General features: G+C 61.0%; 19 protein-coding genes and 1 pseudogene. 12 read left to right on the forward strand and 8 right to left on the reverse strand.

From position 1 onward, the window contains the following. Positions 1–145: 145 nt before the first annotated feature. Positions 146–2,503: an AAA family ATPase gene (locus tag ACKFRY_RS01750; RefSeq protein WP_408923060.1), complete on the reverse strand. Its 2,358-nt coding sequence runs from the start codon at positions 2,501–2,503 to the stop codon at positions 146–148. A gap of 58 nt (positions 2,504–2,561) precedes the next feature. Here ACKFRY_RS01750 and ACKFRY_RS01755 point away from each other — a divergent pair. Beyond that, a pseudogene (locus ACKFRY_RS01755) lies at positions 2,562–3,698 on the forward strand (IS3 family transposase). A 361-nt stretch (positions 3,699–4,059) separates the two neighbouring features. On the opposite strand, the gene ACKFRY_RS01760 reads toward ACKFRY_RS01755, so the two are convergent. Further along, positions 4,060–5,508, reverse strand: a complete 1,449-nt coding sequence (locus ACKFRY_RS01760; protein ID WP_239236562.1) for a hypothetical protein — start codon at positions 5,506–5,508, stop codon at positions 4,060–4,062. A gap of 86 nt (positions 5,509–5,594) precedes the next feature. On the opposite strand from ACKFRY_RS01760, the gene ACKFRY_RS01765 reads away from it, so the two are divergent. Beyond that, positions 5,595–6,176: a hypothetical protein gene (locus ACKFRY_RS01765; protein WP_408923061.1), complete on the forward strand. Its 582-nt coding sequence runs from the start codon at positions 5,595–5,597 to the stop codon at positions 6,174–6,176. Between the two features lie 88 nt (positions 6,177–6,264). Here ACKFRY_RS01765 and ACKFRY_RS01770 read toward each other — a convergent pair whose 3' ends face one another. Beyond that, on the reverse strand, positions 6,265–7,815 hold the full coding sequence (locus tag ACKFRY_RS01770; RefSeq protein WP_005323147.1) for a catalase: 1,551 nt from the start codon (positions 7,813–7,815) through the stop codon (positions 6,265–6,267). A gap of 106 nt (positions 7,816–7,921) precedes the next feature. On the opposite strand from ACKFRY_RS01770, the gene ACKFRY_RS01775 reads away from it, so the two are divergent. Continuing rightward, a complete protein-coding gene (locus ACKFRY_RS01775) occupies positions 7,922–8,464 on the forward strand; it encodes an RNA polymerase sigma factor (RefSeq protein ID WP_005323148.1) in 543 nt (180 codons plus the stop codon). A gap of 284 nt (positions 8,465–8,748) precedes the next feature. Further along, the gene (locus ACKFRY_RS01780; protein ID WP_408923062.1) at positions 8,749–10,149 is read left to right on the forward strand and encodes a hypothetical protein; all 1,401 of its coding nucleotides are present in this window, start codon (positions 8,749–8,751) and stop codon (positions 10,147–10,149) included. Between the two features lie 110 nt (positions 10,150–10,259). Here ACKFRY_RS01780 and ACKFRY_RS01785 read toward each other — a convergent pair whose 3' ends face one another. Together ACKFRY_RS01785 and ACKFRY_RS01790 are read right to left on the reverse strand one after the other, a co-directional pair. Next, on the reverse strand, positions 10,260–11,291 hold the full coding sequence (locus ACKFRY_RS01785) for an aspartate-semialdehyde dehydrogenase (RefSeq protein ID WP_200436067.1): 1,032 nt from the start codon (positions 11,289–11,291) through the stop codon (positions 10,260–10,262). A 34-nt stretch (positions 11,292–11,325) separates the two neighbouring features. Beyond that, positions 11,326–12,591, reverse strand: coding sequence for an aspartate kinase (locus tag ACKFRY_RS01790; protein WP_150850711.1), 1,266 nt, complete (start codon positions 12,589–12,591; stop codon positions 11,326–11,328). Positions 12,592–12,818: 227 nt separating this feature from the next. On the opposite strand from ACKFRY_RS01790, the gene ACKFRY_RS01795 reads away from it, so the two are divergent. Continuing rightward, positions 12,819–13,697: a DMT family transporter gene (locus tag ACKFRY_RS01795; RefSeq protein ID WP_005323152.1), complete on the forward strand. Its 879-nt coding sequence runs from the start codon at positions 12,819–12,821 to the stop codon at positions 13,695–13,697. Here the strand turns inward: ACKFRY_RS01795 and ACKFRY_RS01800 are convergent. Continuing rightward, positions 13,694–14,821 (reverse strand): mannosyltransferase family protein, encoded by a 1,128-nt coding sequence (locus ACKFRY_RS01800; RefSeq protein WP_408923063.1) that lies wholly within the window; start codon positions 14,819–14,821, stop codon positions 13,694–13,696. The two genes, ACKFRY_RS01795 and ACKFRY_RS01800, sit on opposite strands and share 4 nt — an antisense overlap. Positions 14,822–15,038: 217 nt before the next feature. Here ACKFRY_RS01800 and leuA point away from each other — a divergent pair, with 217 nt between their 5' ends. From leuA to ACKFRY_RS01835, 7 genes are all read left to right on the forward strand, one after another. After that, on the forward strand, positions 15,039–16,862 hold the full coding sequence (leuA, locus tag ACKFRY_RS01805; protein ID WP_408923064.1) for a 2-isopropylmalate synthase: 1,824 nt from the start codon (positions 15,039–15,041) through the stop codon (positions 16,860–16,862). 57 nt (positions 16,863–16,919) lie between these two features. Then, the gene (locus ACKFRY_RS01810) at positions 16,920–17,699 is read left to right on the forward strand and encodes a hypothetical protein (RefSeq protein WP_408923065.1); all 780 of its coding nucleotides are present in this window, start codon (positions 16,920–16,922) and stop codon (positions 17,697–17,699) included. Between the two features lie 111 nt (positions 17,700–17,810). Next, the gene (locus tag ACKFRY_RS01815) at positions 17,811–20,456 is read left to right on the forward strand and encodes a hypothetical protein (protein ID WP_408923066.1); all 2,646 of its coding nucleotides are present in this window, start codon (positions 17,811–17,813) and stop codon (positions 20,454–20,456) included. Positions 20,457–20,654: 198 nt separating this feature from the next. After that, the gene (locus ACKFRY_RS01820) at positions 20,655–21,956 is read left to right on the forward strand and encodes a DNA polymerase III subunit epsilon (RefSeq protein ID WP_408923406.1); all 1,302 of its coding nucleotides are present in this window, start codon (positions 20,655–20,657) and stop codon (positions 21,954–21,956) included. A gap of 27 nt (positions 21,957–21,983) precedes the next feature. Further along, on the forward strand, positions 21,984–23,261 hold the full coding sequence (locus tag ACKFRY_RS01825; RefSeq protein ID WP_005323158.1) for a MurT ligase domain-containing protein: 1,278 nt from the start codon (positions 21,984–21,986) through the stop codon (positions 23,259–23,261). After that, positions 23,254–24,027, forward strand: a complete 774-nt coding sequence (locus ACKFRY_RS01830; protein WP_408923067.1) for a type 1 glutamine amidotransferase — start codon at positions 23,254–23,256, stop codon at positions 24,025–24,027. The genes ACKFRY_RS01825 and ACKFRY_RS01830 overlap by 8 nt, the downstream gene beginning before the upstream one ends. A gap of 109 nt (positions 24,028–24,136) precedes the next feature. Next, the gene (locus ACKFRY_RS01835) at positions 24,137–25,228 is read left to right on the forward strand and encodes an HNH endonuclease signature motif containing protein (protein ID WP_200436062.1); all 1,092 of its coding nucleotides are present in this window, start codon (positions 24,137–24,139) and stop codon (positions 25,226–25,228) included. A 6-nt stretch (positions 25,229–25,234) separates the two neighbouring features. Here ACKFRY_RS01835 and recR read toward each other — a convergent pair whose 3' ends face one another. Together recR and ACKFRY_RS01845 are read right to left on the reverse strand one after the other, a co-directional pair. Continuing rightward, positions 25,235–25,891, reverse strand: a complete 657-nt coding sequence (recR, locus tag ACKFRY_RS01840; RefSeq protein ID WP_005323161.1) for a recombination mediator RecR — start codon at positions 25,889–25,891, stop codon at positions 25,235–25,237. 71 nt (positions 25,892–25,962) lie between these two features. Then, complete coding sequence (locus ACKFRY_RS01845) at positions 25,963–26,331, reverse strand: YbaB/EbfC family nucleoid-associated protein (protein WP_005327377.1); 369 nt, start codon at positions 26,329–26,331, stop codon at positions 25,963–25,965. Positions 26,332–26,361 lie beyond the last annotated feature (30 nt).

A 26,361-nucleotide genomic window follows, 5' to 3' on the forward strand; every position in this document is an offset into this window, starting at 1 on the left:
GTTGTGCCTTGGATGGGGGTTAAGGGTCAAAAAGGGGATGCGGAAGAAATCCTGAAGAGTTTCCGCATCCCCCTAAATGACACTCACATTTCTTGGTCTGGGTTGAACTAAACAAAGCAAAGACTAAAAGCTTAGCTTTACAATCTCAGTTCTCTTGCCTCATCATCAGTTCAAAGTGTTGAACTTGGTTTGCTGCTACGAAGATCTTCCGGAAAACCTCCACCAACGCCTTGGCGTCCGTCCCATCGAACGAATAATCAATTTGCCACGGTACGCTATGGGAACCATCATTCATCCAGGACAGAAGTGACTTTGCAGCCAGCGCTTCACCAGCATTCATTCCAGCCGTAAAATCTGTTTTCATTCCTCCAGTAAGCGTAAAGTAATTCTCCAGAATTCGTCGCATCGAATTTTGCAAGGAGTGTGATGCCATCTCATTTTGACTAGCCGCAACACGAACTTCTGTCCAAAGCTGTTCATAGGCAGAATGTATTGGGTTAGAATCAAATTGTCTTTGTGTGCTCTTTCCTTCCGAGGTTTTAGAAAGAACATAGAAGGTACGCTTCGCGGACTTTTCTCTACGCGGAGGCACAAAGGCTAATTCTTTGAAAAAGTAGGCATTGTGAGTCGAAAAAACAATTTGCTCTAGCAAAGAAGCCGGATCCTCTACAGTTTCCTGAAGTCTACGGCACAGTAAGCTTACAGCAAATAAAGTGGTCGAATCCAGACTAGAAATTGGATCATCGATTATCGCGATGATCTTATCCCTTTCTGAATAGTTTCGAGCTCTCTTTTCTACTGAATGATAGAAGTACAAAAAGGAAATGAATGTCTTCTCTCCCTCACTCAGACTCTCGTTTTCCGCTCTTGACCCGTCCTCGCGTATCACACAGTATTGATCAACACCATTCAGTTTTTTCAGGCTAAAGCTCCGAAGGTTCAGATCCCTGAGAGTCGCGTTGATCTCTTCAACTACCGGTTCCGATGAAGTCACTTTGCTCAGTAGCTGCCGGCGCTCTTCCTCAAGATCTGCTAGCTCTTCATTGGTAGAGTCAATGCGCGCCGAAAGGTTCATTTGAGCTTTCTTCGGTCCTGCCAAAGCACTATCTCTCTTGATAAGTGCTTCTTTGACTTTATGGTGGATAAAGTGTGACCAGAAATCCTCTATAAGGGATTGCTTTGCTTTCTTCCGATCACTGATCGATTCGTTATACCAGCGAATCCGTTCGTTTAGAGAATCCAGATCATCACTACACTGATCTAGCACGCTAAAGTCAAAATCTAGAGAAATGACTGTCTGGAGACTCAGTAGTTTCTCTTTCACCTTCCGCTGTAATCTCACGAATTCCAGCTGCAGTTTGCCAAGTGAATTCTGGAGTTGAGTAGTTTCAAAGCCCTCAAGACCACTCACTTTCTCTTTGAGAGTCTCACACTCTTCTTCAGCTCGTTTCAAGCGATCGCCTAAAGATTCGAGACAATTCTCCGCTTTTTCATAGTCTCGACTAATCAGCAGTTCGAGGTTCTTCTTCAATTCCGCGGATAAACTCTGCTGACATAGTGGGCAAATTTCTGACTCTGATTCATTAAGATGCTGAACACCTTCTCTGACCCAAAGATCGATATCCAGCCGAGTCACGTACTCACTCAAAGGATTGTCTTCATTTAGTCGGTATTCCTTTTTAGCTACCTGATTTTCCTCCTCACTAAACTGAAAAAAGAGGGCAACTTGACTGCTAACCTCTGGTATACGAGGGTTCTCACGATCTAACGATTTTATGCGGGTCTCAAAATCCAAATCTTGGGGCTCCTCATACTTGGAAGCTTTCGTTAGCTCGTATCGACGCAAGCATTCTTTCTCAAGAAGCTCCTTCCGCTTAAAACCTTTGAAACAAAGATCTGACGCACCTGGATATGCCCTTTCGTACGACTTTGCTAGGGCCCAAACACTTTCTCTGAAATTATTCTTGATCTGATGGATTTCGTCTTGTTTAACCTGTCGAACCTCCCCCCAGTTTTCCAGCAATCCCCTCTTCCTATGAATTTCACCGCTATCCCCTTCAAGTTCCGAAAGCCGCTTCTGCACGTCTTCTGAAGCGTCTCGTATTTGAAATACGCCCTCCAGGTTTTCGCGCTGAATCAAATCCCTTATGTACTTCTGATCGAAAAGGTAGGCCAACACCCCATTCGCATCTGCTTGCCCTTTCAGTTTTCGGGCGATTGAAGACTTTCCGGTTCCATTCACCCCAAAAATGAAGGTCTCAGTCTGCAATTCCATAACATCGGCATCATGACTAAAGCAGGCAAGCTCCGAGAGCTTTACTTCATTCAACTGAATACTCATACGTTTCACCTCGGTCAATAAGAACGTTGTTTTGCTGAATATAAGAATAGATCCATCCCCAAGTGCTTGTTTGAGATTTTCTCTATTTAAGTAGCTACGGAGACCTGACTCCTGAAGTGTGCCAGGTTTGGTTCCTGCCCCAGCGAAGAAAGGATTAGACACTATTCCTAGAATGTATTCCATCGAGCTCAAGGAGAAGGCGGTCCATTAGACCATCGAAATGGTCCGCTAGGAGTCCTGCTCACTGCAACGCACTTATATAGGGGTCGACGAACTCCTTGAGGTATCTCCCCACACGTTGCGGGCTTGGTACCGCGACAGCGAGTCAGTGCGAGATAATGCTGACGCGTCAGGCGGCATAGCAATGGAAAAGAACTCAAGTGCCTGCGCCGAAAACCGCGAGCTGAAACGAGCAAACGGTATTCTTGAGACTTCTTCGGCTTATAGCAGCGAATCTCAACCGACTCACGACCAAATGAGCTCTTACATCGACGCGTACAAAATCAGTTTAGGGTCGAGACCATCTGTCAATTCATGAACAGGCAGATCGTGATTTCATCACTTCACGCAGCAGCCGAAAGGCCACCGCTCGCGTGCCCAGTGCGAGAGCTTTAATCAATAGCCTCCTCATCCCAGAAATTCACCGTGTACATGCGTGGAATGTAGCACGTGGTCAACCGTGAAGGCTTTCATATTGGCTGCGACAAGCCCGCACGTCTCATGAAGCTAGCAGGTGTTTCCGGCCGCAAACGTGGGCGTACCCCAGTGAGAATTATTAACCTGAAGACACGGGATCATCGCCCAGACGTAATACAGCGAAACTTCCGTATACAAGCACCAGGCAGGCTTTCGGTTGCCGACAACTTCGTTCGCCCCCCTTTCGGGATTCGCCTACACAACGTTTGTTGTGGGATGTCTTCAGTCGGAAAATCGTCGGTGTTACCACACGCTCTACGATGCCGCACCGATGCGCCGCCCGTGGAAGCGTTAGAGCATGTATTAACCACTGCGGGGCGAATCCGTGAAAATCAGCTGATCCACCACAGCGATCGAGACAGCCAGTACGTGTCACTGAAGTATTCCACGGCTCTGGCTGAATTCGGAGTCCAGCCGCGTGTAGAAACGGTCGACGATTCTGATGACAGCACTTTAGCTGAGATAGTCAAGGACCACTACAAAGCTGAACTTATTCACGCCCAAGGCCCGTGGACTTCAGTGGGAGAAGCCGAACTTGCTGCCTTGCGGTGGGTGCATTGATGCAATACAAAGCATATCCACGCAGTCTTGGACTAAACCACCCCCACAGGAAATAGAAACCGAGTACCGCCTCGCCCAACCCATCAACACAGGGTTGTAAAACAAGCGGTACTACACCCAAAACGATTCACAGGGTCTTGAGCGAAAATAAACCCTGAACGATTTACGAAACCTTATTCAAGTTCGATTTATATAGGTCTATCAGTACTTTTCCTGAAACCAGACACACTTCCCGCTACTTTACTCCTACCCACATATGGGAAACGACGCGGTGCCCCTACAGCGCCGCGTCGTCCCTATTCCCTATCACTCACAACGGATTGGAGAAACCGTTCGCCTACCCCCTAAGTAGGCTTTGTGAGCAAGACCAACTGTAGCACTCGCACAATGCAAACGGTAGCGCGAATCAAAATTCCCAGTTTCCACCAATGTTTCTTATTCTTAGGTGTGCTTTTTCAGACCTAATGAACCGTAGGTTTGAATTTTCCTGTGGATGGAGCCCACCACTTTGCACTCAGCCCAATGAGAGTGATGACGAGCAATACCGCAACGCCGGTCCACAAGACGGCCTGTTCGCCTTCGTTACCCGCCGCCGTGACGGCCGCGGTAGTCCAATTCAGTGGCAAAAGATTAGAAACAATCTGCCAAACCTTAGAAACACCGGCAATTGCTGCGGATTTCCACAGCCACCCCACCAGAGCGGTCTGGCCTATGCCAAAGAGCGCCGCGAGGATACTGCCGGCAGTAATACCGCATAGCCCGAGTAGGCCGCGGGTGATGGCCGCCATGGACAGCGCGCCCAGAAGGAGCGCCGCGCCGGCCCACACCGCCGCCACAGGGGTAAATCCGGTGGCAAGCACAAAGAGGAGGATTTCGCCGATGGCGACCGCGGCCAGCGTGCCGCCGAAGACCGTCAGCCATGGGCGGAATCCCACTTGCCAGGCCACACCGGCCGCGGCGCCTGCGAGCAGGACCAGGGCCGAGACCAACATCGCCACGATGGGGCTGAGCAGATGTGCCGGGCCGTCGGTCGCGGTATGCGCCGGCGGCAGGGCGCGCTGAATGTCACCCACATTGGTCTGGTTTTGGGCCGCCATGGTGGAAAGCTTGCCGGCGCCGTCGTCAAGCTTGTCCACGCCCTCCTGCGCCTCACCGACGCGCTTGTTCAACTCCGCAATTCCTTCATTGAGCTCCTGCGCACCGGATACGGCCTGGTTCACGCCATCGTGATAGGCATAGCCGTTGACCGCCAACTGATTGGATAGATCGCGCGAGCCGTCCTTAAGCTTCTTAAGCTGGTCGGTCACCGAATTATCCAGGCGGAAATTATTCACCTGCGCACGGAGATCGCCCAGCTGCGAGCGAATTTCCTTCGCTTCCTTGGACTTATTTCCTTCCAGGTCGCGCATCGTGCCATCGATGGCCTGCAGAATCTGCCCTTGCACGGCGCCCAGGCCCACTACCTGGTCCACGGCACCGCCGACACCATTGGCCAGCTCCGTTGCACCGCCACCGAGCGTATTAGTTCCGGACTGCAGCTGATTGAGGCCGGCTACCAGTTCTTGGGAGCCCGTCGCCAGCTTGTCGACGCCCCCTCCGAGCTCATCCGCCCCCTTATTCAGCTCCCCTGTACCGTCGTCAAGCTGCGTGGCGCCCGATTTAAGCATGCTCGCCTGGGCCTGCGCGCGGCTGGCCGCCTCGGCGGCTTCCTTTACCTCTGGCGAGGCGGAATTTTCCCGCGGCGCACCAAACGGCTGCGCGGCACTAGACCAGGTGTGGGCGGGTTCCCACTGCGCAAGGCCCGCCACCGCAGCGCCGATAATGAGCGGCAGGGCGAGCAGGAGGATCAAGAGGACGCTGCGCCACCGGGAAGGGGACGCAGCGTCTGGGGAAGCAAGGCGTGAGGTCATGGTACTGAACCTATCCGTGCAGGTCACTCCCCTGTTGCAGGCGCGCCGAGCACCCCCGCAATAGCAGTTCCTCTACGATATATGGCATGTCCCACAATTATTCCCTGACCCCTTCCCGCTACCTCGCCGCCGCGGCCATCGCGCCGCTGTGTTTCAGCCTTGTTGCCTGCTCCAACGACGCCGATACCTCGGCAGAACCGGAGTTCTCCGACGCCACCGCCGCAAGCTCGTCGGCCGAGGAGACCACGAGCGAGCCCGCTACCTCGGAAGCCGCAGACACCGTCACCGAGACCGCAGCGGCCGAGCCCACTTCTGCGGAGGCAGCTCCCGCTGAGGAGACCGCGGAATCCGGCAACGCGGAAAGCGAAGCCCCGGCCGCCGTACCCGCCGACACCGGCCGCGGCGACTGCTCCCCAGAAGCGCTACAGCCCGCAGCTCCCACCATGACCAATATCCGAGTCAATAACTGCGATGGCCAGTGGGCCCACTTTGCCAAAGACAGCACGGACTGGACTGCTTGGGCGCGCTACGAGGGCGGCCAGTGGGTAGCCATTGAATCCATTGGCGAGGCAACCTCCGGCATGGCCGCCCCGTGCTACGACGTGGATAAGTGGGCCGCCGAGGGCGCTCCCGCCTTTGTTACGGAAAAGATGCGCCGCTGCGACTAGCCGCACAGCAAACCGCCCCCGTACCGTGCAGTAAAGCAACTCGGTACGGGGGCGGCGTCGTTAGCGCACAAGCGCTGCCGGGAAAAGATTACTTCTTCTCGGCGTAGACCTCGCGCACGCGCTGGCCAAGGGCTGGGTGCACGTTGGTCCAGTATTCGTAGACGCGCTCCTCGGTCTCCTCGGATACACCGGCCATCGCGTTGGTGATATTGGTGACCAGGCGCTCCTTGGCGGCATCGTCATAGACGTTCTCGTACAGGTCGCGCGCCTGCACAAAGTCATCGTCCTCGGCGTGGCGAACGTACGGTGCACGCACCAAGTCGCTGCCGTGGGACTCCGGATTGATGTAGAGCTCTGCCGCGGTGGTGGTCTCGAGCTGGGAGCGGTCGTTTACAGCGGCGTCGTCAAGCACGCCCGTACCCTTCTCATGGCGGTTGGGCGAGTAGACCGGATCCTCCGGAGCATTGAAGAGGAACTGCATGCTGCCCTCGTGCTCGTAGGTATTGACCTCGTCCACATTCTGCGGCTGGTTAACCGGCAGCTGCTTGTAATTCGCGCCGATGCGGTAACGCTGCTGGTCAGCGTAAGCAAAGACGCGGGCCTGCAGCATCTTATCCGGAGACAGGCCAACGCCCGGCACGATATTGGACGGGTCGAGTGCTACCTGCTCAATCTGCGCGAAGAAGTTGCGCGGGTTGCGGTTGAGCACAAAGTAGCCCACATCGTGCAGCGGGTAGTCCTTCTTGGACCAGACCTTGGTCAGGTCGAAGGGGTTGAAGCGGTAATTCTCCGCCTCATCCAGCGGCATGATCTGCACCTTAACGTCCCAGATCGGGTAGTTGCCCTCCTCGATGGCGTTATAAAGATCCTCGCGGTGGCAATCCGGGTTCTGGCCGGCGGTGGTGGTGGCCTCTTCATCGGTGAAGTTCTCCACGCCCTGGCGGGACTTGAAGTGATACTTCACCCAGAAGGCCTCGCCTTCCTCATTGACCCACTGGAAGGTGTGGGAGCCGTAGCCATTCTGGTGACGGGTGGACTTCGGAGTGCCGCGGTCACCCATCAGATACGTGACTTGGTGGGCAGACTCTGGGTTGCGGGTCCAGAAGTCCCACTGCATATCGGCATCGCGCAGGCCATTGGTGCCCAAGCGCTTCTGGGAGTGGATGAAGTCTGGGAACTTAATGCCATCGCGGATGAAGAATACCGGGGTGTTATTGCCCACGATGTCGAGGTTGCCTTCTTCGGTGTAGAAACGCAGGGCAAAGCCGTGCACATCGCGCCAGGTATCCGGGGAGCCCTGCTCGCCGGCCACAGTGGAAAAACGGCCCATCATCGGGGTGACGGTGCCCTTCTGGAAGACCTTGGCCTTGGTGTAGGCAGACACATCTTCCGTGATGTGCAGCTCGCCAAAGGCGCCGTGGCCCTTAGCGTGCGGCGTGCGCTCTGGCACGCGCTCGCGGTTGAAGTGCGCGAGCTTTTCAATGAGGTGGATATCATTGAGCGCCACCGGGCCCTGCTGGCCGGCGGTCACCGAGGTATTTTCGGACGGCACCGGCTGGCCCGAGGGACGAGTGGTATTTCCCTTGCCAGCGGGGCGCTGGCCCTTGTTCAGGATGTCATCAGCGGTAAAGTCACTCATTTTTGCCTCCTGGCAATTCGCGGTCAGTTCTTCCCAGTGTGGCAAAACTTTGCACGGTTGTCAGGGCTCGCCAAAGAGAGTAAAGGGTGCTGGTAGATTCATTCAGGTGACTCACCACTCCGCAGCAGACGACGCCCGCGTCACCGACCTCGCCCTTCGGGCCGGTCGCGGCGACCGCGCGGCGCTGACGGAGTTTATCAAGGCCACCCAGGATGATGTGTGGCGCTTGCTGGCGCACTTGGGCGGGCCCGAGGGGGCCGACGATCTCACTCAGGAGACCTATCTGCGCGTCATCAGCGCCTTGCCGCGCTTTGCGGCGCGGTCCTCCGCCCGCACGTGGCTGCTCTCTTTGGCCCGGCGCGTGTGGGTGGACAATATTCGCCACGATATGGCCCGGCCGCGAAAGTCTGCCACCGAGTACGAAGACGCGATGGGTGCGGCGCCGGAAGAATCCGCGGCGTGGAGCGAGTGGATCGATGCCCGCACGCTTATCGACGCCCTCCCGGCCGACCGCCGCGAAGCCCTCATCCTCACCCAGGTACTGGGCTATACCTATGAGGAGGCGGCCAAGATTGCCGGCGTGCGCGTGGGCACCATCCGCTCCCGTGTGGCGCGCGCCCGCAAGGATCTCATCGCGGGGACAGGATAATACCCCCAATTAGCCCCCTGCGATTGCGGAGTTAATTTCACTCCCAAATTGTTACGCTCTGGTTACCTTTCGCCCCACGGGTCCCAAAATTTGGCACTTAGCTGCGCTTTGCGTACTACGGCCGGGGTGAACGAGACCACAGTTGTGGCGATTCTTGCCCGAAATACCTGTCCGATGTGTGGTTTATTAGATGTGAACACACGTGATAAATCGACCGTCGATCCGGGCCCGCGCGATACCAATGGCGGGCCCGGCGCGTGTGAGTAAGAGAGTTTCTCCCTTTCATGTTAAAACGCGCAATCGGAATTTCCATGGCGTTTATCGGCGTCGTCGTGGGCGCAGGCTTCGCCTCCGGCCAGGAGGCCATGCAGTACTTTGTGGCCTTTGGTAACTGGGGCCTGTGGGGTATCGCCCTAGCCGCTGGTTTGATGATGATCACCGGCATCTCCATCCTGCAGCTCGGCTCGTATTTCCAAGCCGAGGAGCACACCGCTGTCTACGACAAGGTCGCATCGCCATTTACCGCCAAGATTTTGGACTGGTCCACCCTGGTGACCTTGTTCGCCATCGGCTTCGTCATGTTTGCCGGCGGTGGTGCGAATATCAATCAGCAGTTCCCGTCCATCCCCGTGTGGGTGGGCGCCACCGCCATGCTGATTTTGGTGCTGCTCGTCGGCCTCATGGATGTCGACCGCGTAACCGCGGTCATCGGTACCATCACCCCATTCATCATCATCTTTGTGGTGATTGCCACCGGCTATACCATCTTGAACGCAGACGTTGATTTCTCTGCCATGAATGACTGGGCGGTCAACAATGTTGATACCTCGCTGCCTAACTGGTGGCTAGCCGCACTGAACTACACCGGCCTGAACGTGATGACGGCAGTATCCATGTCCATCGTTATTGGCGGTAACTTCCTGGATAACCGTGCAGTCGGCATCGGTGGCCTCATTGGCGGCCTGCTCTACCTAATCCTGTTGGCCCTGCTGGTCTTTGCGCTCTTCTTCGAGGCCGAGACCGTCAACGGCCAGGATATGCCGGTGCTAAGCCTGATTACCAGCATCCACCCGGTACTCGGCGTACTGATGACCTTTGTCATTTATGGCATGGTCTTTAATACCGCCATCGGCATGTTCTACGCGCTGGGCAAGCGCTTGACCCGCAATAACCCCAAGCGCTTCTACCCGGTTTATGCCGGCGCCTGCATCATCGGCTTCATCTTGTCTTTCGTGGGCTTCCAGGCCTTGGTCAGCAACGTCTACCCGATCCTGGGCTACCTCGGACTGCTGATGATCGTGGTGATGGTCTTCAACCGCATCAAGAACGGCAGCAAGCTCTCAGATGAGTCCGACCGCCGCATGCGCGCACACGAGCTGGTGTCCCGCCGCTTGGACCCGCGCAAGCGCTTTACCAAGAAGAACGAGCGCGAGCTGCGCAAGCTGGCTGCAGCATCCAATATGGAAACCACCGAGTTTGTCACCAATATCGCAGAAGAGATCCACGAGGAGCTCGAAAATGATGAGGATATTGAGTATGACCGCGAAGATCCGGAGCCGTCCGTGACCTACGTGCAGCACACCAAGCCGGAGGTTCCGTCGTCCACTAGCGACCTCGACTTTGGCAAGAAGAGCACTGGTGCCGACTCCGGCACTGGCACCGCCAAGCCGGTTTCTGAGGACTAGCCCCCTCGTCCACGGCTGATAGGCCAAAAGCTCGGCGCCCTCCTTCCCTTGCTATTAGGAAAGGAGGGCGCCGAGCTTTGTAATGCGACAGGCGGCGAAGTAGCGCTGTGCTAGACGAGCAGCTCTGCAATCTGGATGGTGTTGAGAGCAGCGCCCTTGCGCAGGTTATCGCCGGCGACAACGAGCACGAGGCCCTTGTTATCGTCCACCGTCTGGTCCTGGCGGATGCGGCCGACCAAGGACTCGTCGATGCCGGTGGCGGCGAGCGGAGTGGGGACGTCGGCAAGCGTAACGCCCGGAGCGCCACCCAACAGCTCGGTGGCCTGCTCTGGGGTGATGGGCTTATCGAACTCGGCGTGAATGGTCAGAGTGTGGCCGGTGAAGACCGGGATGCGCACGCAGGTGCCCGCGACCTTCAGCACCGGAATATCCAGGATCTTGCGGGATTCGTTGCGCAGCTTTTGTTCCTCATCGGTTTCCAGGGAGCCGTCATCGACGAGGTTGCCGGCCATCGGCAGGGCGTTATAGGCGATAGGTGCCACGTACGGGCCAAAGTCTTCGTCATTAAGCGCGGAACCATCGTGAACCAAGCCCACATTGTGCTCGCCAACGGAATAGACCTGTGCGGCCAGCGCCTGCACGCCAGCCAAACCGGAGCCGGACACCGCCTGGTAGGAGGACACGTGGAGCTTATTCAGGCCAGCGGCATCGTGGAGGACCTTCAGCACCGGCATGGCCGCCATGGTGGTGCAGTTCGGGTTCGCGATGATGCCCTTCGGGGTGTTCTTGGCTGCCTCGGGGTTGACCTCGGAAACGATGAGGGGAACCTCTGGGTCCTTGCGATAAGCCGAGGAATTATCCACCACGGTCGCGCCGGCCGCGGCGAATACCGGGGCCCACTGCTTAGAGGTGGAGCCGCCGGCGGAGAACAAGGCGATATCGACGTCGGCAACGGATTGTTCGGTGACCTCAGCGAGGTCTTCTACGGTAATCTGCTCGCCGCGAAAATCCAGCTCGGTGCCGGCAGACCGGGAGGAGGCGAAAAAGCGCACCTTATCCGCCGGGAAATTGCGTTCTTCCAAGATGGAGCGCATAACGCGGCCGACCTGGCCGGTAGCGCCTACGACTGCAACAGTGGTCATGACTTAAAAATCCTCTGTAGTTGCTTTTGGGTGTTTAACGTCCGGTTCCAGCATAAACCGTGGCTTCTTCTTCGCCACCGAGCTGGAACTTATCGTGCAGCGCACGGGCGGCCTTATCCAGGTCGGCCTCGCGGGTGAGCACGGATATGCGGATTTCGGAGGTGGAGATGAGCTCCATATTGACATCGACGTCGCGCAGGGCCTCGGTAAACTCGGCGGTCACGCCCGGGTGGGACTTCATGCCGGCGCCGACGAGGGAGACCTTGCCCACCTGGTCGTCGTAAAGCACATTGGCCCAGCCGCCCTCGGACTTCAGCTTGGTCAACAGCTCCATGGCGCGTGGGCCGTCGGCACGCGGGCAGGTGAAGGTGATATCGGTGGTGCCATCCTCCAGGGAGGAGACGTTTTGCAAGACCATGTCAATATTGATCTCTGCATCAGCAATGACACGGAAAACCTTCGCCGCCTCCCCGGGGCGATCCGGGATTCCAAGGACGGTGACCTTTGCCTCGGACTTATCGGTTGCTACACCAGTGAGTACTGCTTCTTCCACAGGGATATCCTCCATCGATCCGGTAACTAGGGTGCCGGGGTCATTTGAATAAGACGAGCGAACTCGCAAGGGTACATTGAACGCGCGGGCGTACTCCACGCTACGCAGAACCAAAATCTTGGAACCTACCGCGGCCATCTCCAGCATCTCCTCGAAGGAGAGCTTCTCTAGCTTCTGCGCGTCCGGGACGATGCGCGGGTCTGCGGTATACACGCCATCGACATCGGAGTAAATCTCGCACACGTCCGCATTCAGCGCGGCCGCTAGCGCCACCGCGGTGGTATCGGAACCGCCGCGGCCCAGCGTGGTGACATCGCGCGATTCCTTATTAACTCCCTGGAATCCGGCGACGATGCAGATCTTGCCCTCATCCAGCGCTTCAGTCAGGCGGCCTGGGGTAACGTCCACAATGCGGGCATTGCCGTGGCGCTCGGTGGTGAGCACGCCGGCCTGGGAACCGGTAAAGGACTGGGCATGGGCACCCAAGGATTCCACGGCCATGGCCACCAGCGCATTGGAGATGCGCTCGCCCGCGGTCAGGAGCATGTCCATTTCGCGCCGTGGTGGCACGGGGTTGACCTGGGCGGCAAGGTCGAGCAGATCATCGGTGGTATCGCCCATGGCGGAGCACACCACAACAACGTCGTTGCCCTGCTTCTTGGTGGCCACGATGCGCTCCGCAACGGCGCGAATGCGGTCTGCGGATTCGAGGGATGAGCCGCCATATTTTTGCACGATCAGGGCCACGGTAAGGATGCCGCCTTTCGTCTTTCAAGGCACCCTGGCGCGCGCGTCCGCACACCACCAGAAATACCTGTCGGTCACTAGTCAAATACCCATGCTACCCCGCAGGGGTCTAGTCCTCATCATAATTCCTAGACAATGCTTGCTTTTTATTCACACGCCTCAAGGGTAAAGCGCGCCATGCGCCGGCCGCCTCCAAGGAGAAAAACGCGCGCCATACAGCGCAGAATATGCATATAACAGGAATCTTTACTACCGTTGAGCGGGTGTTAAGCAACCTCCTCGCCATCTTTTTCGCGCTCGCATCCGCGCTGACGGTTGCTTGGGGCACGGTCATCCGCCACCGCATCGCCCTCGACGCCGATGATTCGGTCATGCGCGCCGCCATGTCTAACCCCTTGTGGTGGGTGGGCACCGCGGCCGCAATTGGCGCCTATGGCCTGCAGGTTATCGCGCTCGGCTTCGGCACCTTGCTGGTGGTCCAGCCCATCTTGGTACTGTCCTTGATGTTTACCCTGCCGCTATCGGCGTGGTATTCCGGCCGCAAGATGCCCTTCCACGAAGTTTTCTGGTCCATTGCGCTGACCATCGCGGTGGGCATCATGGTCATCTACGGCCGGCCGGTTGCCGGCAATCCCCGCCCCGAATGGAGCGACTGGTGGCCGGCGCTCCTTGTAGGGTTGGCCACCCTCGCAATCCTCGGCGCGGCGGCCGCAAAGCTACCAGATCAGCGCCCCTTAGCATTGGGCACGGCCTGCGGCGTTATCTATGGCTTCGTCGCCCTGCTCTCGAAGGCCGTGGTGGATATTTTCACCCACGAAGGCCTCACCACCCTGTTGGCCAGCTGGCAGTTCTACGGCCTCATCGGCCTCGCGCTCACCGGCACGGTGGTACAGCAATATTCCTTCAACGCCGGCCCCCTGGCCCATTCCCTGCCGGCCATGACCATCTTTGAGCCCATCGTGGCTTTCGGCTTGGGATACATGGTTCTGGGAGAGAAATTCCTCATCGATACGGCCGTCGGTTGGGCAATTATGCTCATCGCCCTGACCGTCATGGTGCTGTCCACCATCGTGCTCTCCCGCAGCCCGGTAAGCCAGCGCGGCTAGATGGCCCACTCAAATACGCCGAGCATGTAGGCCGAAAACCACGCGCCAAACAGGGCCCAGGCAAAAACCGCGACGCTTGCCGACGCCCCCTTTTTCACCCACGGCAACAACACGATCACCGCCGGCAGGAGCAGCCGGGGCCGCGAGTGCATAATGCCATCAGAAAGCAGCACATTGGCCATGAGGACGGCAGAAAATAGCCAGGCCGCCAACGGCAGGCGGCGCCACGCCAGCACCAGGCATACCGGGGCAGCGATCATTACGCCGGCGCTGAGCAGGTAGCCGCCATTGGTGGCCCCGGTGAGCGTCTCCCACAGCCAAATGGCCGTGGCTTTGCCGCCATCGAAGCCGGAATTCCAATGTTCCTTCTGAATGCCAAAGTAGCCGCCGACATCTTTCAAGTGGCTGCTCGACCACCACAAATAGCCCACCAGCGGCACGACGGAAAACACTACTGCGGCCCAGGCTCGCCAGTCCTTTCGCGCCCGCAGCAGCACCATGAGCCCAAAGACCGCAACGAGATCCACCGCGGTAAGGCGCACGAGCCCGGCCACAAAGATATACGCCGCGGCGGCCCACCAGCGCTCGCCCGCCAGCGCTACTACCGCCCAGATGGCCAGCGCCCCAAAGAGCGCCTCGGTATACGGCATGGAAAACACGATGGACATCGGCGCGCTGGTTACCACTACAGCGCTGAGCACTTGGGCCCACTTGCCCATGCCCATCTGCGCGGCCAAGGCCATCACACCGGCGGCCAGCGCGATGCTAAAGAGCACGTTAAGCGCAATAGCGGTGCCGGCCTCGCCGGTTCCCAGGATGCCGCTTATCGCACGCACGAGGAAAGGAAAGCCCGGAAAGAAGGCCATGGTCGTCTCGTGGACAGGCCCATCCGTAGAGATATCCGCACCGAAGTACCCGCCGCGGGCGATTTCTACGTAGTGCTTGGCGTCCCACTTATTGAGCAGGCCCCAGAGCTTATCGTCCTGCACGGCGGCCACCACCGCGAGCAGGCCCACGCGCACCGCGGCTCCGATAAGCGCAACGAGCGCGGCAGGCGCCCACAAGGTGCGCACTAAGGATGGCGAGTTGGATGCGGCATGGCGGGCTGTAGACACGAAAAGCATAGTACCGCACCGTCATCGCGTCTCACTGAATGAAATCTCTTGCCACACAGTGAGAGAGCCTGTAGTGTGACCGATATGACACAGCGGATTGACCTACTCCTTATCTTCCGCGGCGGGATTTCGGCCTAAGCACTGGCCAGCGCCCCGTCGCGGAGTCCGGCTGCCCAAGCCCAGCTGGCCGTCTCCCCATAGACACCACAGACAAGGAAACCGCACCATGTCCCCCACTGACTCTTTTATCAGCGCCCCTCGCGATATCACCACCCCCAACGGCCCACGCCGCGAGGGACAGCCCGCGTGGAATAAGCAGCGCGGCTCCGCCATGCCCCACGAGCGCTACCAGCCCTTCGCCGTCGAGGTGGAAGACATCGACCTGCCGGACCGCACGTGGCCCAGCAAGAAAATCACGCACGCCCCACAGTGGTGCGCGGTGGATCTGCGCGATGGCAACCAAGCGCTCATTGATCCCATGAGCCCAGAGCGCAAGCACCGCATGTTCGACCTGCTGGTCAAGATGGGCTACAAGGAAATCGAGGTCGGCTTCCCGTCCGCCTCCCAAACGGATTTCAGCTTCGTCCGCGAAATCATCGAGGGCAATAAGATTCCCGATGACGTCACCATCCAGGTCCTAGTCCAGGCCCGCGAGCACCTGATCCGCCGCACCTTTGAGGCCTGTGAGGGCGCCAAGAACGTCATCGTGCACTTTTATAACTCCACCTCGAAGCTGCAGCGCCGTGTGGTCTTCCGCAAGGACAAGCCCGCCATTAAGAAGCTGGCTACCAACGCCGCCGAGCTCATCAAATCCATCGCCGCGGACTACCCAGACACCACGTGGCGCTGGGAGTACTCCCCCGAATCTTTTACCGGCACCGAGCTGGACTTCGCCCGCGAGGTTTGCGATGAGGTAGTAGAGATCATGGACCCCTCCCCGGATAATCCGATGATCATCAACCTGCCCTCCACCGTGGAGATGATTTCACCCAATGTCTACGCCGATTCCATCGAGTGGATGCACCGCAACCTGGCCCGCCGCGAGGACATCTTGCTCTCGCTGCACCCGCACAATGACCGCGGCGAGGGAATCGCCGCTGCCGAGCTGGGCTTCATGGCCGGCGCGGACCGCATCGAGGGCTGCCTGTTTGGCAACGGCGAGCGCACCGGCAACGTCGATCTCATCACCCTGGGCCTGAACATGCTCACCCAGGGCGTGGACCCACAGATTGACTTCTCCGATCTGCCGCAGATCCGCGAGACCGTCGAATACTGCAACCAGCTGCGCGTGCCAGAGCGCCACCCCTATGGCGGCGAGTTGGTCTTTACCGCCTTTTCCGGTTCCCACCAGGACGCCATCAACAAGGGCTTGGATGCGCTGGCGGCCACCATCCGCCCCGGCGCGAACAATACCGAGGTCTCGTGGGAAGAACTGCGCGAGGCCATCTGGGAGGTTCCCTACTTGCCCATCGATCCCAAGGACGTGGGCCGCGACTACCAGGCGGTCATCCGCGTCAACTCCCAGTCCGGCAAGGGCGGCGTTGCCTACATCATGAAGACCGACCACGGCATCAATATGCCGCGCGCCATGCAAGCAGAATTTTCCACCGTGGTACAAGAAATCACCGACTCCGAGGGCGGCGAGGTCAATTCCAAGAATATGTGGGACATCTTCGCCACAGAATTCCTGGACCGCGAGACCCCGCTGGTCGTGGAGGCCTTCCACATAGACAATTCCCCGGCCGCTGACGGTGACGGTGACGTCGCCGTGACCGCCACGGTGGCCTTCCGCGGGGAAAAGTCCACCGTCTCCGGCACCGGCAACGGCCCCATCGCGGCGTATGCCAACGCGCTGGAATCCCTGGGCATCGACTTCGAGGTCATGGAATACTCCCAGCAGTCCCGCTCCGCCGGCGACGACGCTGAGGCCGCCTGCTATATCGCTGCCGACGTCAACCAGAGCAAGGTGTGGGGCGCCGGCATTGCCGGATCCACCACGCGGGCTTCCATTAACGCGATTAACTCCGCCGTCAACCGCGCCTTGGCCTAAGCGCGCTCGCCGGCGCTAAACACCAGCGTCGCGCCCCAGCGTGGTAGAAGGGTGGGTATGCCTTCTTCTACCTACCTCATTCCGCACCGCGGCTTGGGCGCCGTGCGGGCCCTGCCCATCTATGGTGCGCAGACGAAGGAAAACCAAGAGTTCACCGTCACCTTGGCGCCCCGCCAGGACGGTGGCCTGGAGGTGCGCACCGACTCCCCCATCGGGCACATCACCAGTGCCGACCGCGCCGAATACCCCGAGATAGATCTGCTCTTTCGCGCCGGGCTCACCCCTGCAGCCACGGCCGCGCCGCAGCCCGATGGCTCACTGTCACTGCTGCTGCCTCGGCCGGGCCTCTGCCTGCCGGCCAATAATCCGCCAGCGGGCCCGTGGACAATGCTGGGCTATGCCCCGCCCATCAATATCACCGATCTCCCCGCAGATCTGGATATTCCCGCCCAAGCCCGCATGCACGTATTGGTTACGCTCTCGCCCAGCACCACCGGTTCCGGCACCGATGCCTACCTGGGCCCGCGGTGGGTGGGGCGGTTGGAAGGGGTGGACGTCGCCAAGCAGGGCATAACCCTAGCCCACGCCTACCATGCGCCGCGCAGCACTGGCCGCGTGCTCAGTATCTATGCGGGTGCGCCGCTGCCGGATTCAAAGGAAGCCTCGCTTGCCGACGCCACCCCTACCTCCCCCGCCGCCACCGAAACCTTCGAAACCACGAGCTTCCGCGCCGTCAACGTCGATGACTCCGCACCGCGCCGCCAGCAGTGGTGGCCCACCCTCATTGCCCTGCTGGTAATTGCAGCGCTTATCGCCGTGCTTATTTTTATTCTGTAGAAACTTTTGGGGCAAGATAACACCCCTTTCTCGCCGGGTTGGGAAATTGGAAATCGCCCCTAGAGACGCTTAGAATGCAAAATAACTATTGTTTTGCATGGAAAGGCCCCAATGACTTCGCTGGATTCCGCCACCTACGTGGTCCCTGACCACGGTTTTGGCGTGATCCATTACCTGCCCATTGTGGATGTGTCGCCGGAGATTTTCAGCGACTTGCTCGAATCCACAGCCACGGAAGATGGTTACCTATCCGCAGAACTCGGCCCCCGTACCGCCGAGGAAGGCTTCGCGGTTCGGATCGATGACTCGCTTGTGGGCCACCTCAGCGCCGCCGATTCCCAGGCCTACGCCCTCTTTGACTGGATCCTCAGCGCCGGCCTGCGCCCGCGCGCCACCGCCCATGTGAGCATGACAGATGCCTCCGGCGAAGAATGGCCCACGCTCAACCTGCTCCTGCCGGCGCCACACCTGTGCATCCCCGCCAATAACCCGCCGGCGCAGCGCTGGACCATGCTACCCGGCGAGACCACCGCCACGATGACGGAGTTTTCCAAGGACGTCACCGCCTTTCCGCAAACTGACGAGCACTACCTTGTTTCTTTGCGCACCCGCGGTTTCCTGCGCCGCAATACCGTCGACGTCTATATCAATAGCACCTTCTTGGGCTCCCTTCCCCGGGAGGCCGCCCGCGAGATCGCCCCTGCCGTGCTCGACTGCACCAAGTCCGGCCGCCTCGCCATTGCCCACGGTTACTTCCATTACAACGCCGATGACCGCCCCGCGCTCACCATCTACGCGCACAACGCCGCCAATAGGCACCACGCCGGCCTAATTTTGGGTGTCGTCGCCGGTGGCACCGCCGTCATGTCCGCTGCCACCGCAGCCCGCGCACAGGCCGCATCCGCTGTTCCCGGCGGCCCCGCTGCCGGTGCCACTACCGCCGGCGCTTCCGCAACCGGCGGTTTCAGCGTCGCCTCTGCCGCCGGCGCATCCGGTGCCGTGACCTCGAACCTGCTGGCCGCAGCCGGCGTCGCCGTGCTCGTTGGCGGCGGCGCCACCGCAGCCACCAACCTGCTGAGCGACGACGAAGCCCTTTCGGACACCAACGCGCATTCCACCGCTCCTGCTCCGGAAGGCAACCATTCTTCCCACTTCGACGGCAATGGCCCCAAGCGCCCCGCGCACCCCGCCACGCCGCGCATCCACGATGCCGGCCCCACCAGCGGTACCTCGGCTCAGCCCTCGCTTGCCGACGCCCCCTCTTTTCCAGCACCGCACCACCACACCTACCCTTCGCAGACCACGAAAAAGCCCAGCGCGACGCACTCTCCTCATGCTGACCGTGCCCAGGCCGCTGCCTCCGACAACCGACGTGGCCACCACAGCGAACCCCGCGGCGGCCACCACGGCGACAGTTCCGACGCGATTTCTCGCGCCGCCTCCACCGCCGCTGCTGCCGCCAGTGCCGCAGCCGACAACGTCGACTCGGTCCGAACCTCTGCCCCGGCACCCGCACCGTCTCGGACCACGCCTGCCTCGACGCCATCCTCCAGCTCGGAACCCGCACCCCAGGTAGCGGCCAAGGCGCCGACCGCAACCTCCTCGTCCTCCCAGTCTGCCGAGCCTTCCCAGACCACGAAGTCCACGAAGAGTACGCCATCTGCGGAGCCGTCCTCTGAGGCATCCTCGCCTGCCGAGCCGTCCGACCTGCCGACCTCAAGCACGTCTACCTCGGAAAAGACAACTTCCAAGAAAACGACAGCTGAAACTACCACCGCAACCTCGACGGAAAAGCAGACCGCAAAGCCTTCCCAGACCACCGAGTCCACGAAGAGCACGACATCTGCAGAGCCTTCCCAGACCACGGAGTCCACGAAGAGCACGACATCTGCGGAGCCCTCCTCTGAGGCATCCTCGCCTGCCGAGCCGTCCGATCTGCCGACCTCAAGCACGTCTACCTCGGAAAAGACAACTTCCAAGAAAACGACAGCTGAAACTACCACCGCAACCTCGACGGAAAAGCAGACCGCAGAACCTTCCCAGACCACGGAGTCCACGAAGAGCACGACATCTGCGGAGCCTTCCTCTGAGGCATCCTCGCCTGCCGAGCCGTCCGATCTGCCGACCTCAAGCACGTCTACCTCGGAAAAGACAACTTCCAAGAAAACGACGGCTGAAACTACCACCGCAGCCTCGACAGAAAAGCAGACCGCAGAGCCTTCCAGCTCCGCCACCAGTTCTGCCACGAGCGAGCCAACGTCTGAGCCGACCCAGGCTGCAGACTCGTCTACGTCTACCTCTACCTCTGCGTCCTCTACGTCCACTTCGGCACAGCCCGAGCCCGAATCTTCAGAGCCTGCGTCCTCGGATTCAAAGCCCTCGGAGTCGACCGCACCTACCACGACGTCTCCGTTGCTGACCTCGGAGTCCGAGCCTGAGCCTAAGCCGGTGCCGGTTACCACCGCGCCAAGCACCACTATCGCAGGTTCCGAGCTCGAGCCGACGCCAGAGCCGGAGACTACTGCTCCTACGACGACGATCCCTGGCTCAGAAATCGACCCCACCCCCGAACCAGAGATCACTGTAGAGCTCGAACCGGAGGTGCCGCTGGTACCGTCCGAGCCGGAAGAGCCGGAAGAACCGGAGAAACCGGCAGAGCCAGCAGAGCCCGCAGAGCCGGAAGCACCGGGGCGGCCTGAGGAGCCCGAGGAGCCAACGACTCCGCCGAAGGCCATCGTCATCGTCGTGGAAAATTAAGCGGCGCGCCCTGTCCCCCTGCACGAAATGCGGGATACTACACTGAGTTTAATGAACAACACACCTGGCCCCTCCCCGCAGCACACGCCGGCGTCGGCCCCAGCGCCGTCGCCCGCGACGGTGGCTTCGCGCCACGCGGCCAGGTCCACAGCGCCCAAACCAGGCGCAGAACAACGACGCACTCGGCCGCGCCGCGCGGTGCGACCGTCCGGCGAACCAGACGCCGCAAAGCCCAAGCCAAAACCGAAGCCGAAACCGCACCCACCTGCCCGTCACGAGCGACCTGCCGCGCAGGAAACGGCTAATAAGAAGCCACAGCAGCCGCAGCAGGCCGACTCATCCACCGATGCGGCCGACTACCCCTACGTGGCGCTGACCCTACAGACCACCGGCATCCACCCCAGCACTGGGCGCATCGTGACTATCGACGCCGTTGCTTTCAACGACGCCGGCGAACAAGGCCAGCTCTTTCACGCCGTCCTTAAACCCGATATCGACGCCGGACCGCGCCACCTCCACGGGCTGAGCACCACCGATATTGAGCAGGCGCCAGCTTTTGGCAAGATCCTTAAATCGCTGGACAGGCTTATCGACGGCCGCACGCTCATCGTCCACGATCTCCCCTATACCTGGGGCTTTCTCGTCGCCGAGGCCCGCCGCGCCATGATGGCCGCCGCGCGCCAAAACCGGGCGCGCAACCGCGGCCGCAACAAGGGCCGCCGGCGCCGCCAGAAGGTCGGACACGTCCCCACGCCGGTGCGCATCATCGATACCTTGGCCACCTCGTATGCGCAGCAGGTGCGGTCGAACGATGTGCGCTTAGGGGGCGTCGCCAAGCAGAGCGGCCTGGACGCCACGCCGAAAGCCTCGGTGGAGCGCGCCGGCCGGCCCGAGCCAGAAACCTCGCGCGAGAACACCGAGCTGCTCATCGCGCTCTACCGCCAGCAAGAAGGCGGCACTGTGCGCAGCTATGCGCCGGAGGACGTGCGCGCCGATCGCTTTGGCCTGCAACGCTCCCACGTGCGCGTCGACGCCGCCGAGGCCCCCGTCCAGCACCACAATCCCGGCAAATATGAACCGGGCAAGGAGCTGCGCCGCGGCATGGAAATCGTCGTCGCACCGGAAATCCTCGAGGACCCAGACACCATCATCGCCGCGCTCATGCGCGAGGAGCTCAACTATTCCGAGAAGCTTACCCGCGAGTCCTCGCTGGTCGTCTGCAATGTCACCACGGATCTGGTGGGAAAACCCATGCATGCCCATCGCAAAGGCATCCCGCTGATGTCGGACGCCGCGTTTCTTGACGCCCTCACACGCATCGAAGACGCCGAGCCCGAACCCGAACCCACTAAACCATCGCCGCGGGCCCAACGCTCGTCTCAGAGCAACAAAAAGGGCGGCGGCAAGAACCAGAAGCGCCGTCGGCGCCGCGGCGGCCGCGGTGGTCGCGGCAGAGGCCGACGAAATTCTGGCGGCTCGGCGGCGAAAAAGAACGACTAAGCCGCCCGCCCGACTACCCTAGGGGACATGAGTTTTAGAGTCCCGGGTGCGCTGAAGAAGTTGCGCACCACCACCGCCACTACCGCCGCGAAGCTGGCCACCACCGCTTCCCGCGCCACCGGCCGTGGCGCCGGCGGAATGATCGGTGGTCTAATCGCCAATGCCATTGACCCTTCCATCATGACCAACCTGGGCGGTGGGCGTCCGGCCGTGCTGGTTACCGGCACCAACGGCAAGTCCACCACCACCCGCATGTTGGCCGCCGCTGTCCGCGCCGAGCACACCGTAGCCACCAACGACGGCGGCGACAACATGGACGCCGGCATCATCTCCGCGCTCATGGCCGGCAAAGATGCCTCCCACCTGGTCCTCGAGGTAGACGAGCTCCACGTGCCCCACGTAGCCGATAACCTCAACCCGCAGGCCCTAGTCCTGCTCAACCTCACCCGCGACCAGCTGGACCGCGTGGGCGAAATCAACAAGATTGAGCGCGCCCTGCGCGGCGCCGTGGAGGCTCACCCAGACATGCTCGTCATCGCCAATTGCGACGACGTGCTCATGACCTCCGTGGCCTATGACGCCAAGAATGTCATTTGGGTCTCGGCCGGCGCCGGCTGGCTCGGCGATTCCGTCACCTGCCCACGCACCGGCGGGCACGTCGTGCGCACCGAGGATGACTGGTACGCCGTTAAGCCGCTTGCCGACGGCCGCGAATTCCGCCGGCCGCAGCCTACCTGGGGCGTCGATAAGCATGGCATCATCACCCCGACCGCCAAGCGCCCGCTGAACCTGGCGCTGCCCGGCCGCGCGAACCGGGGCAACGCCGCCCAAGCCATTGCCGCGGCCGTGCAGGGCTTCGGTGTGGACCTCGATAAGGCCATTGCGGCCGCCGAGGGCATCGACGACGTCGCCGGCCGCTACTCCACCATCCACTGGAAGGGCCGCGAAATTCGCCTGCTGCTGGCCAAGAACCCGGCCGGCTGGCAAGAAGCCCTGTCCATGGTGGACCGCAGCGCCGATGGCCTGGTCATCGCCACCAACGGCCAGGTGGCCGATGGCATCGACATGTCCTGGCTGTGGGACGTGAAATTCGAAGGCTTCAATGGCTTAAGCGTCAAGGCCGCCGGCGAGCGCGGCACCGACCTGGCCGTGCGCCTGGTCTACGCCGATATTTCCCACGAGCTCATCCCGGACCCGATGGACGCGCTCGCCGCCTGCCCGGAGGGCCGCATCGAGGTCCTCGCCAACTACACCGCCTTCCGCGATTTGAAGAAGGCGCTTTCCAAGGAGGCCACCAATGCTTAATATCGGCCTAGTGCTTCCCGACGTCCTCGGTACCTACGGCGACGACGGCAACGCCCTCGTCCTGCGCCAGCGCGCCCGCATGCGCGGCTTCGAGGCGGAGATTCACCCCATCCGCTTGGGCGAGCCCGTGCCCGAGACGCTGGATATCTACACCCTCGGCGGCGGCGAAGATACCGCGCAGATCCTGGCCGCGGACCACCTGATTTCCGATGGCGGCCTCACCCGCGCCGCTAACGCCGGCCGCCCCGTCTTTGCCATTTGCGCCGGTCTGCAGGTCCTGGGCGAATCCTTCCGCGCCTCCGGCCGCATCGTCGACGGCGTCGGGCTGCTCGACGCCACCACGGCCGGCATGCAGGACCGCGCCATCGGCGAGGTAGCCTCCGAGCCCACCCGCGCCGGTGTCACCGCTGACCTCACCGAGCCGCTGACCGGTTTTGAAAACCACCTAGGCGCCACCATCCTCGGCCCCTCCGCGCAGCCGCTCGGCACGCTCACCCGCGGCAATGGCAATGCCGACCAGGCCGCCACCGCCGATCTGAGCGACGGCTCCGCCCAGCGCACCTACGAAGGCGCCGTCCAAGACAGCGTCATCGCCACCTATATGCACGGCCCGGCGCTGGCTCGAAACCCGCAGCTGGCCGATCTCCTCCTCGCCCAGGCCATGGGCGTGGCCCTCGCGGACCTCGAACCGATTGAGATCCCGGCCGTCGACCGCCTGCGCGTCGAACGTTTTAACGCCTCCGAGCCCCCGCGCTCCCAAAGATAGGCCCGCGCCTGTGGATAACTTCGCCCGGCGGCCCCACAACCCCCGAGTTATCCACAGGCTCGGCCGCTTCCCCTTGTAGGCGCGTGCCCCCGCTCATAGGCTGCGGGGCATGACGTTATTGGAGCAGCTGGGCGACATCGCTAAGCGCGGCGTGGAACTTCTCGAAGAGGCCCACGCCGCCTCCAGCCTGCCCCTGCCCGCGGACCAAGCGCGCACCGTGCGCCGCACCGCCGCGGCCTTCCTCTCGCCCACCAGCCACTCGCGCTATCAATCCCGCGCCCTGGCCGCCGCGCGCCGCAACCAGCACAGCCTGGAAACCCTCGCGCTCATCGCCCGCCGCTCGCGCGGCATTTCTGACCCCACCAAGCGCTGGCAATTCCGCGAGAAGCTATGCGCCACCGCCGGCACCACCGCGCAGGTCTCGCGCGCGGCGACGCGGCTGCTGCGCGAAATCAACCCGCCGCCCGAGCGCGAAGACGGCGGCCGCCGCATCATGCACGGCGAGAAAACCACCCTGAGTTTCACCGGCCCCGCCGCGCAGATGGCCGATATCTGGGCCGCCGCCAAATCCGACCCGCTGGCCTGGCTCACCGGTTCCCGCGCCGCCGCGCCCGCGACCGTGACCACCAATGTCATCATCGAGCTGCCGGATTACCTGAAAATCCTGGCCGGCGACGGCGACGACATCCGCCTCGCTCTCACCAACGGCGCTACCATCACCGGCGCCGAACTCGTCCGCCGCACCCTCGCCGGCGCCGGCCTTTTCACGCTCATCCACCCCGAGCGCGGGCCGGTCAACCTCTACCGCACCCGGCAGGCCTCCGCGAAGCAGCGCCGCATGCTCGAGGCCGAAGGCGCCCGCTGCGCCTGGCCCGCTTGCCGACGCCCCGCCTCCGAATGCCAAGCCCACCACCTCTTCGAATACTCCCGCGGCGGCCTCACCCACCCCGAAAACATGACGCTGCTGTGCCCATATCACAACTCCATCAACGGCCTGCCGGGCCGCGGCCGCATGGCCCGCGTCAATGGCCGAATCGCCTGGCTTCCGCCCGCCAGCCGGCACAACGCTTCGCCAAGCAGCATGCATAGCGGCCACAGCGGTTTACACAGCAGCGCAGATAACGGGACGGCAAGCAAAGCACACGGGCCGCCAGTGTTCACCGGCCGCGGGCGAACCGGGCCCACGGCCGCCGTCCCCTAGCCCGCGCTAAATGGTCAGGCGGCCAGAGAGCGCGCGGGACAAGGTGAGCTCGTCCACGAACTCCAGATCGCCTCCGAGCGGCATGCCGGAGGCCAATCTGGTGATCTTCAAATCAGGGAAGTCGCGCAGCAACCGCACCAGGTATGCGGCGGTGGCTTCGCCCTCCGTATTGGGGTCGGTGGCGAGGATGACTTCGTGAATGGTGGGGGTGGCGTCGTAAAGCGGGGCTTCAGGGGTGGAATCCGCCAGCTCGCGGTCCGGCAGCACACCACCGAGGCGCTGCAGCAGCGTGGAAATATTCAAATCGCGCGGGCCCACATTCGCCAGCGGGTCCAGCGCGCCACCCAAGACGTGGTAGCGGCCCTCATACTCGCCGGTGCGCTCGATGACCTGGATATCCTTCGGCTCTTCCACCACGCAAATGGTCGAGGCGTCGCGCTGCGAATTAATGCAGATGCGGCAGACATCCTCGCGGGAAATATTGCAGCAGATGCGGCAGAAGGTCACGCCGTCGCGCACCGCGCCCAATGCGTTCTGCAGCCGCTCGATGTCCTCGGGCTCCATGTGCAAAACGTGAAACGCGATGCGCTGCGCCGACTTCGGCCCGATGCCCGGCAGGCGCGAAAACTCGTCGATGAGGTCTTGCAGAGGTCCTTCAAACATCAATTACTCCCAAAATCAGCAAAAGGCCGCGGCCCCACCCGGGGCAACGGCCTTTTATCGTATCGCGCGGACTACTGGTTGCCGCCGAAGACATCCTCAAAAGACGGGCCACCCTGGCCGCCCATGCCCTGGGACAGCGGGCCAATCTTCTCCTGTGCCAGGCGGCCGGCCGCAGCGTGAGCCTCCTTGAACGCGCCCATGACCAGGTCCTGCAGGGTGTCGACGTCCTCTGGGTCCACGACGGACTTATCGATCTGCAGGTCCACGAGCTCGGCGCCGCCGGTCATGGTCACCTTAACCAGGCCGTTGCCTGCCTGGCCCTCGACGTTGGTGGCGAGGATTTCTTCCTGCGCCTTCTGCAGGTCCGCCTGCACCTGCGCGGCCTGCGCGATGAGATCGTTCATGTCATTTGCCTGCTGCATTGGGTCTTGGTCAGCCATGTTGTTTCCTTTCTAATTCAACTGTAAATT

Source organism: Corynebacterium tuberculostearicum (assembly GCF_046097255.1).
GTDB classification, from domain to species: Bacteria; Actinomycetota; Actinomycetes; order Mycobacteriales; family Mycobacteriaceae; genus Corynebacterium; species Corynebacterium tuberculostearicum_J.

Excerpts from the sequence above, each read along its gene's own strand:
- ACKFRY_RS01760 (WP_239236562.1), bottom strand. The coding sequence starts at position 5,508 with ATGACCTCACGCCTTGCTTCCCCAGACGCTGCGTCCCCTTCCCGGTGG.
- ACKFRY_RS01765 (WP_408923061.1), top strand. The coding sequence starts at position 5,595 with ATGTCCCACAATTATTCCCTGACCCCTTCCCGCTACCTCGCCGCCGCG.
- ACKFRY_RS01770 (WP_005323147.1), bottom strand. The coding sequence starts at position 7,815 with ATGAGTGACTTTACCGCTGATGACATCCTGAACAAGGGCCAGCGCCCC.
- ACKFRY_RS01780 (WP_408923062.1), top strand. The coding sequence starts at position 8,749 with ATGTTAAAACGCGCAATCGGAATTTCCATGGCGTTTATCGGCGTCGTC.
- ACKFRY_RS01785 (WP_200436067.1), bottom strand. The coding sequence starts at position 11,291 with ATGACCACTGTTGCAGTCGTAGGCGCTACCGGCCAGGTCGGCCGCGTT.
- ACKFRY_RS01795 (WP_005323152.1), top strand. The coding sequence starts at position 12,819 with ATGCATATAACAGGAATCTTTACTACCGTTGAGCGGGTGTTAAGCAAC.
- ACKFRY_RS01800 (WP_408923063.1), bottom strand. The coding sequence starts at position 14,821 with ATGCTTTTCGTGTCTACAGCCCGCCATGCCGCATCCAACTCGCCATCC.
- leuA (WP_408923064.1), top strand. The coding sequence starts at position 15,039 with ATGTCCCCCACTGACTCTTTTATCAGCGCCCCTCGCGATATCACCACC.
- ACKFRY_RS01810 (WP_408923065.1), top strand. The coding sequence starts at position 16,920 with ATGCCTTCTTCTACCTACCTCATTCCGCACCGCGGCTTGGGCGCCGTG.
- ACKFRY_RS01815 (WP_408923066.1), top strand. The coding sequence starts at position 17,811 with ATGACTTCGCTGGATTCCGCCACCTACGTGGTCCCTGACCACGGTTTT.
- ACKFRY_RS01825 (WP_005323158.1), top strand. The coding sequence starts at position 21,984 with ATGAGTTTTAGAGTCCCGGGTGCGCTGAAGAAGTTGCGCACCACCACC.
- ACKFRY_RS01830 (WP_408923067.1), top strand. The coding sequence starts at position 23,254 with ATGCTTAATATCGGCCTAGTGCTTCCCGACGTCCTCGGTACCTACGGC.
- ACKFRY_RS01835 (WP_200436062.1), top strand. The coding sequence starts at position 24,137 with ATGACGTTATTGGAGCAGCTGGGCGACATCGCTAAGCGCGGCGTGGAA.
- recR (WP_005323161.1), bottom strand. The coding sequence starts at position 25,891 with ATGTTTGAAGGACCTCTGCAAGACCTCATCGACGAGTTTTCGCGCCTG.
- ACKFRY_RS01845 (WP_005327377.1), bottom strand. The coding sequence starts at position 26,331 with ATGGCTGACCAAGACCCAATGCAGCAGGCAAATGACATGAACGATCTC.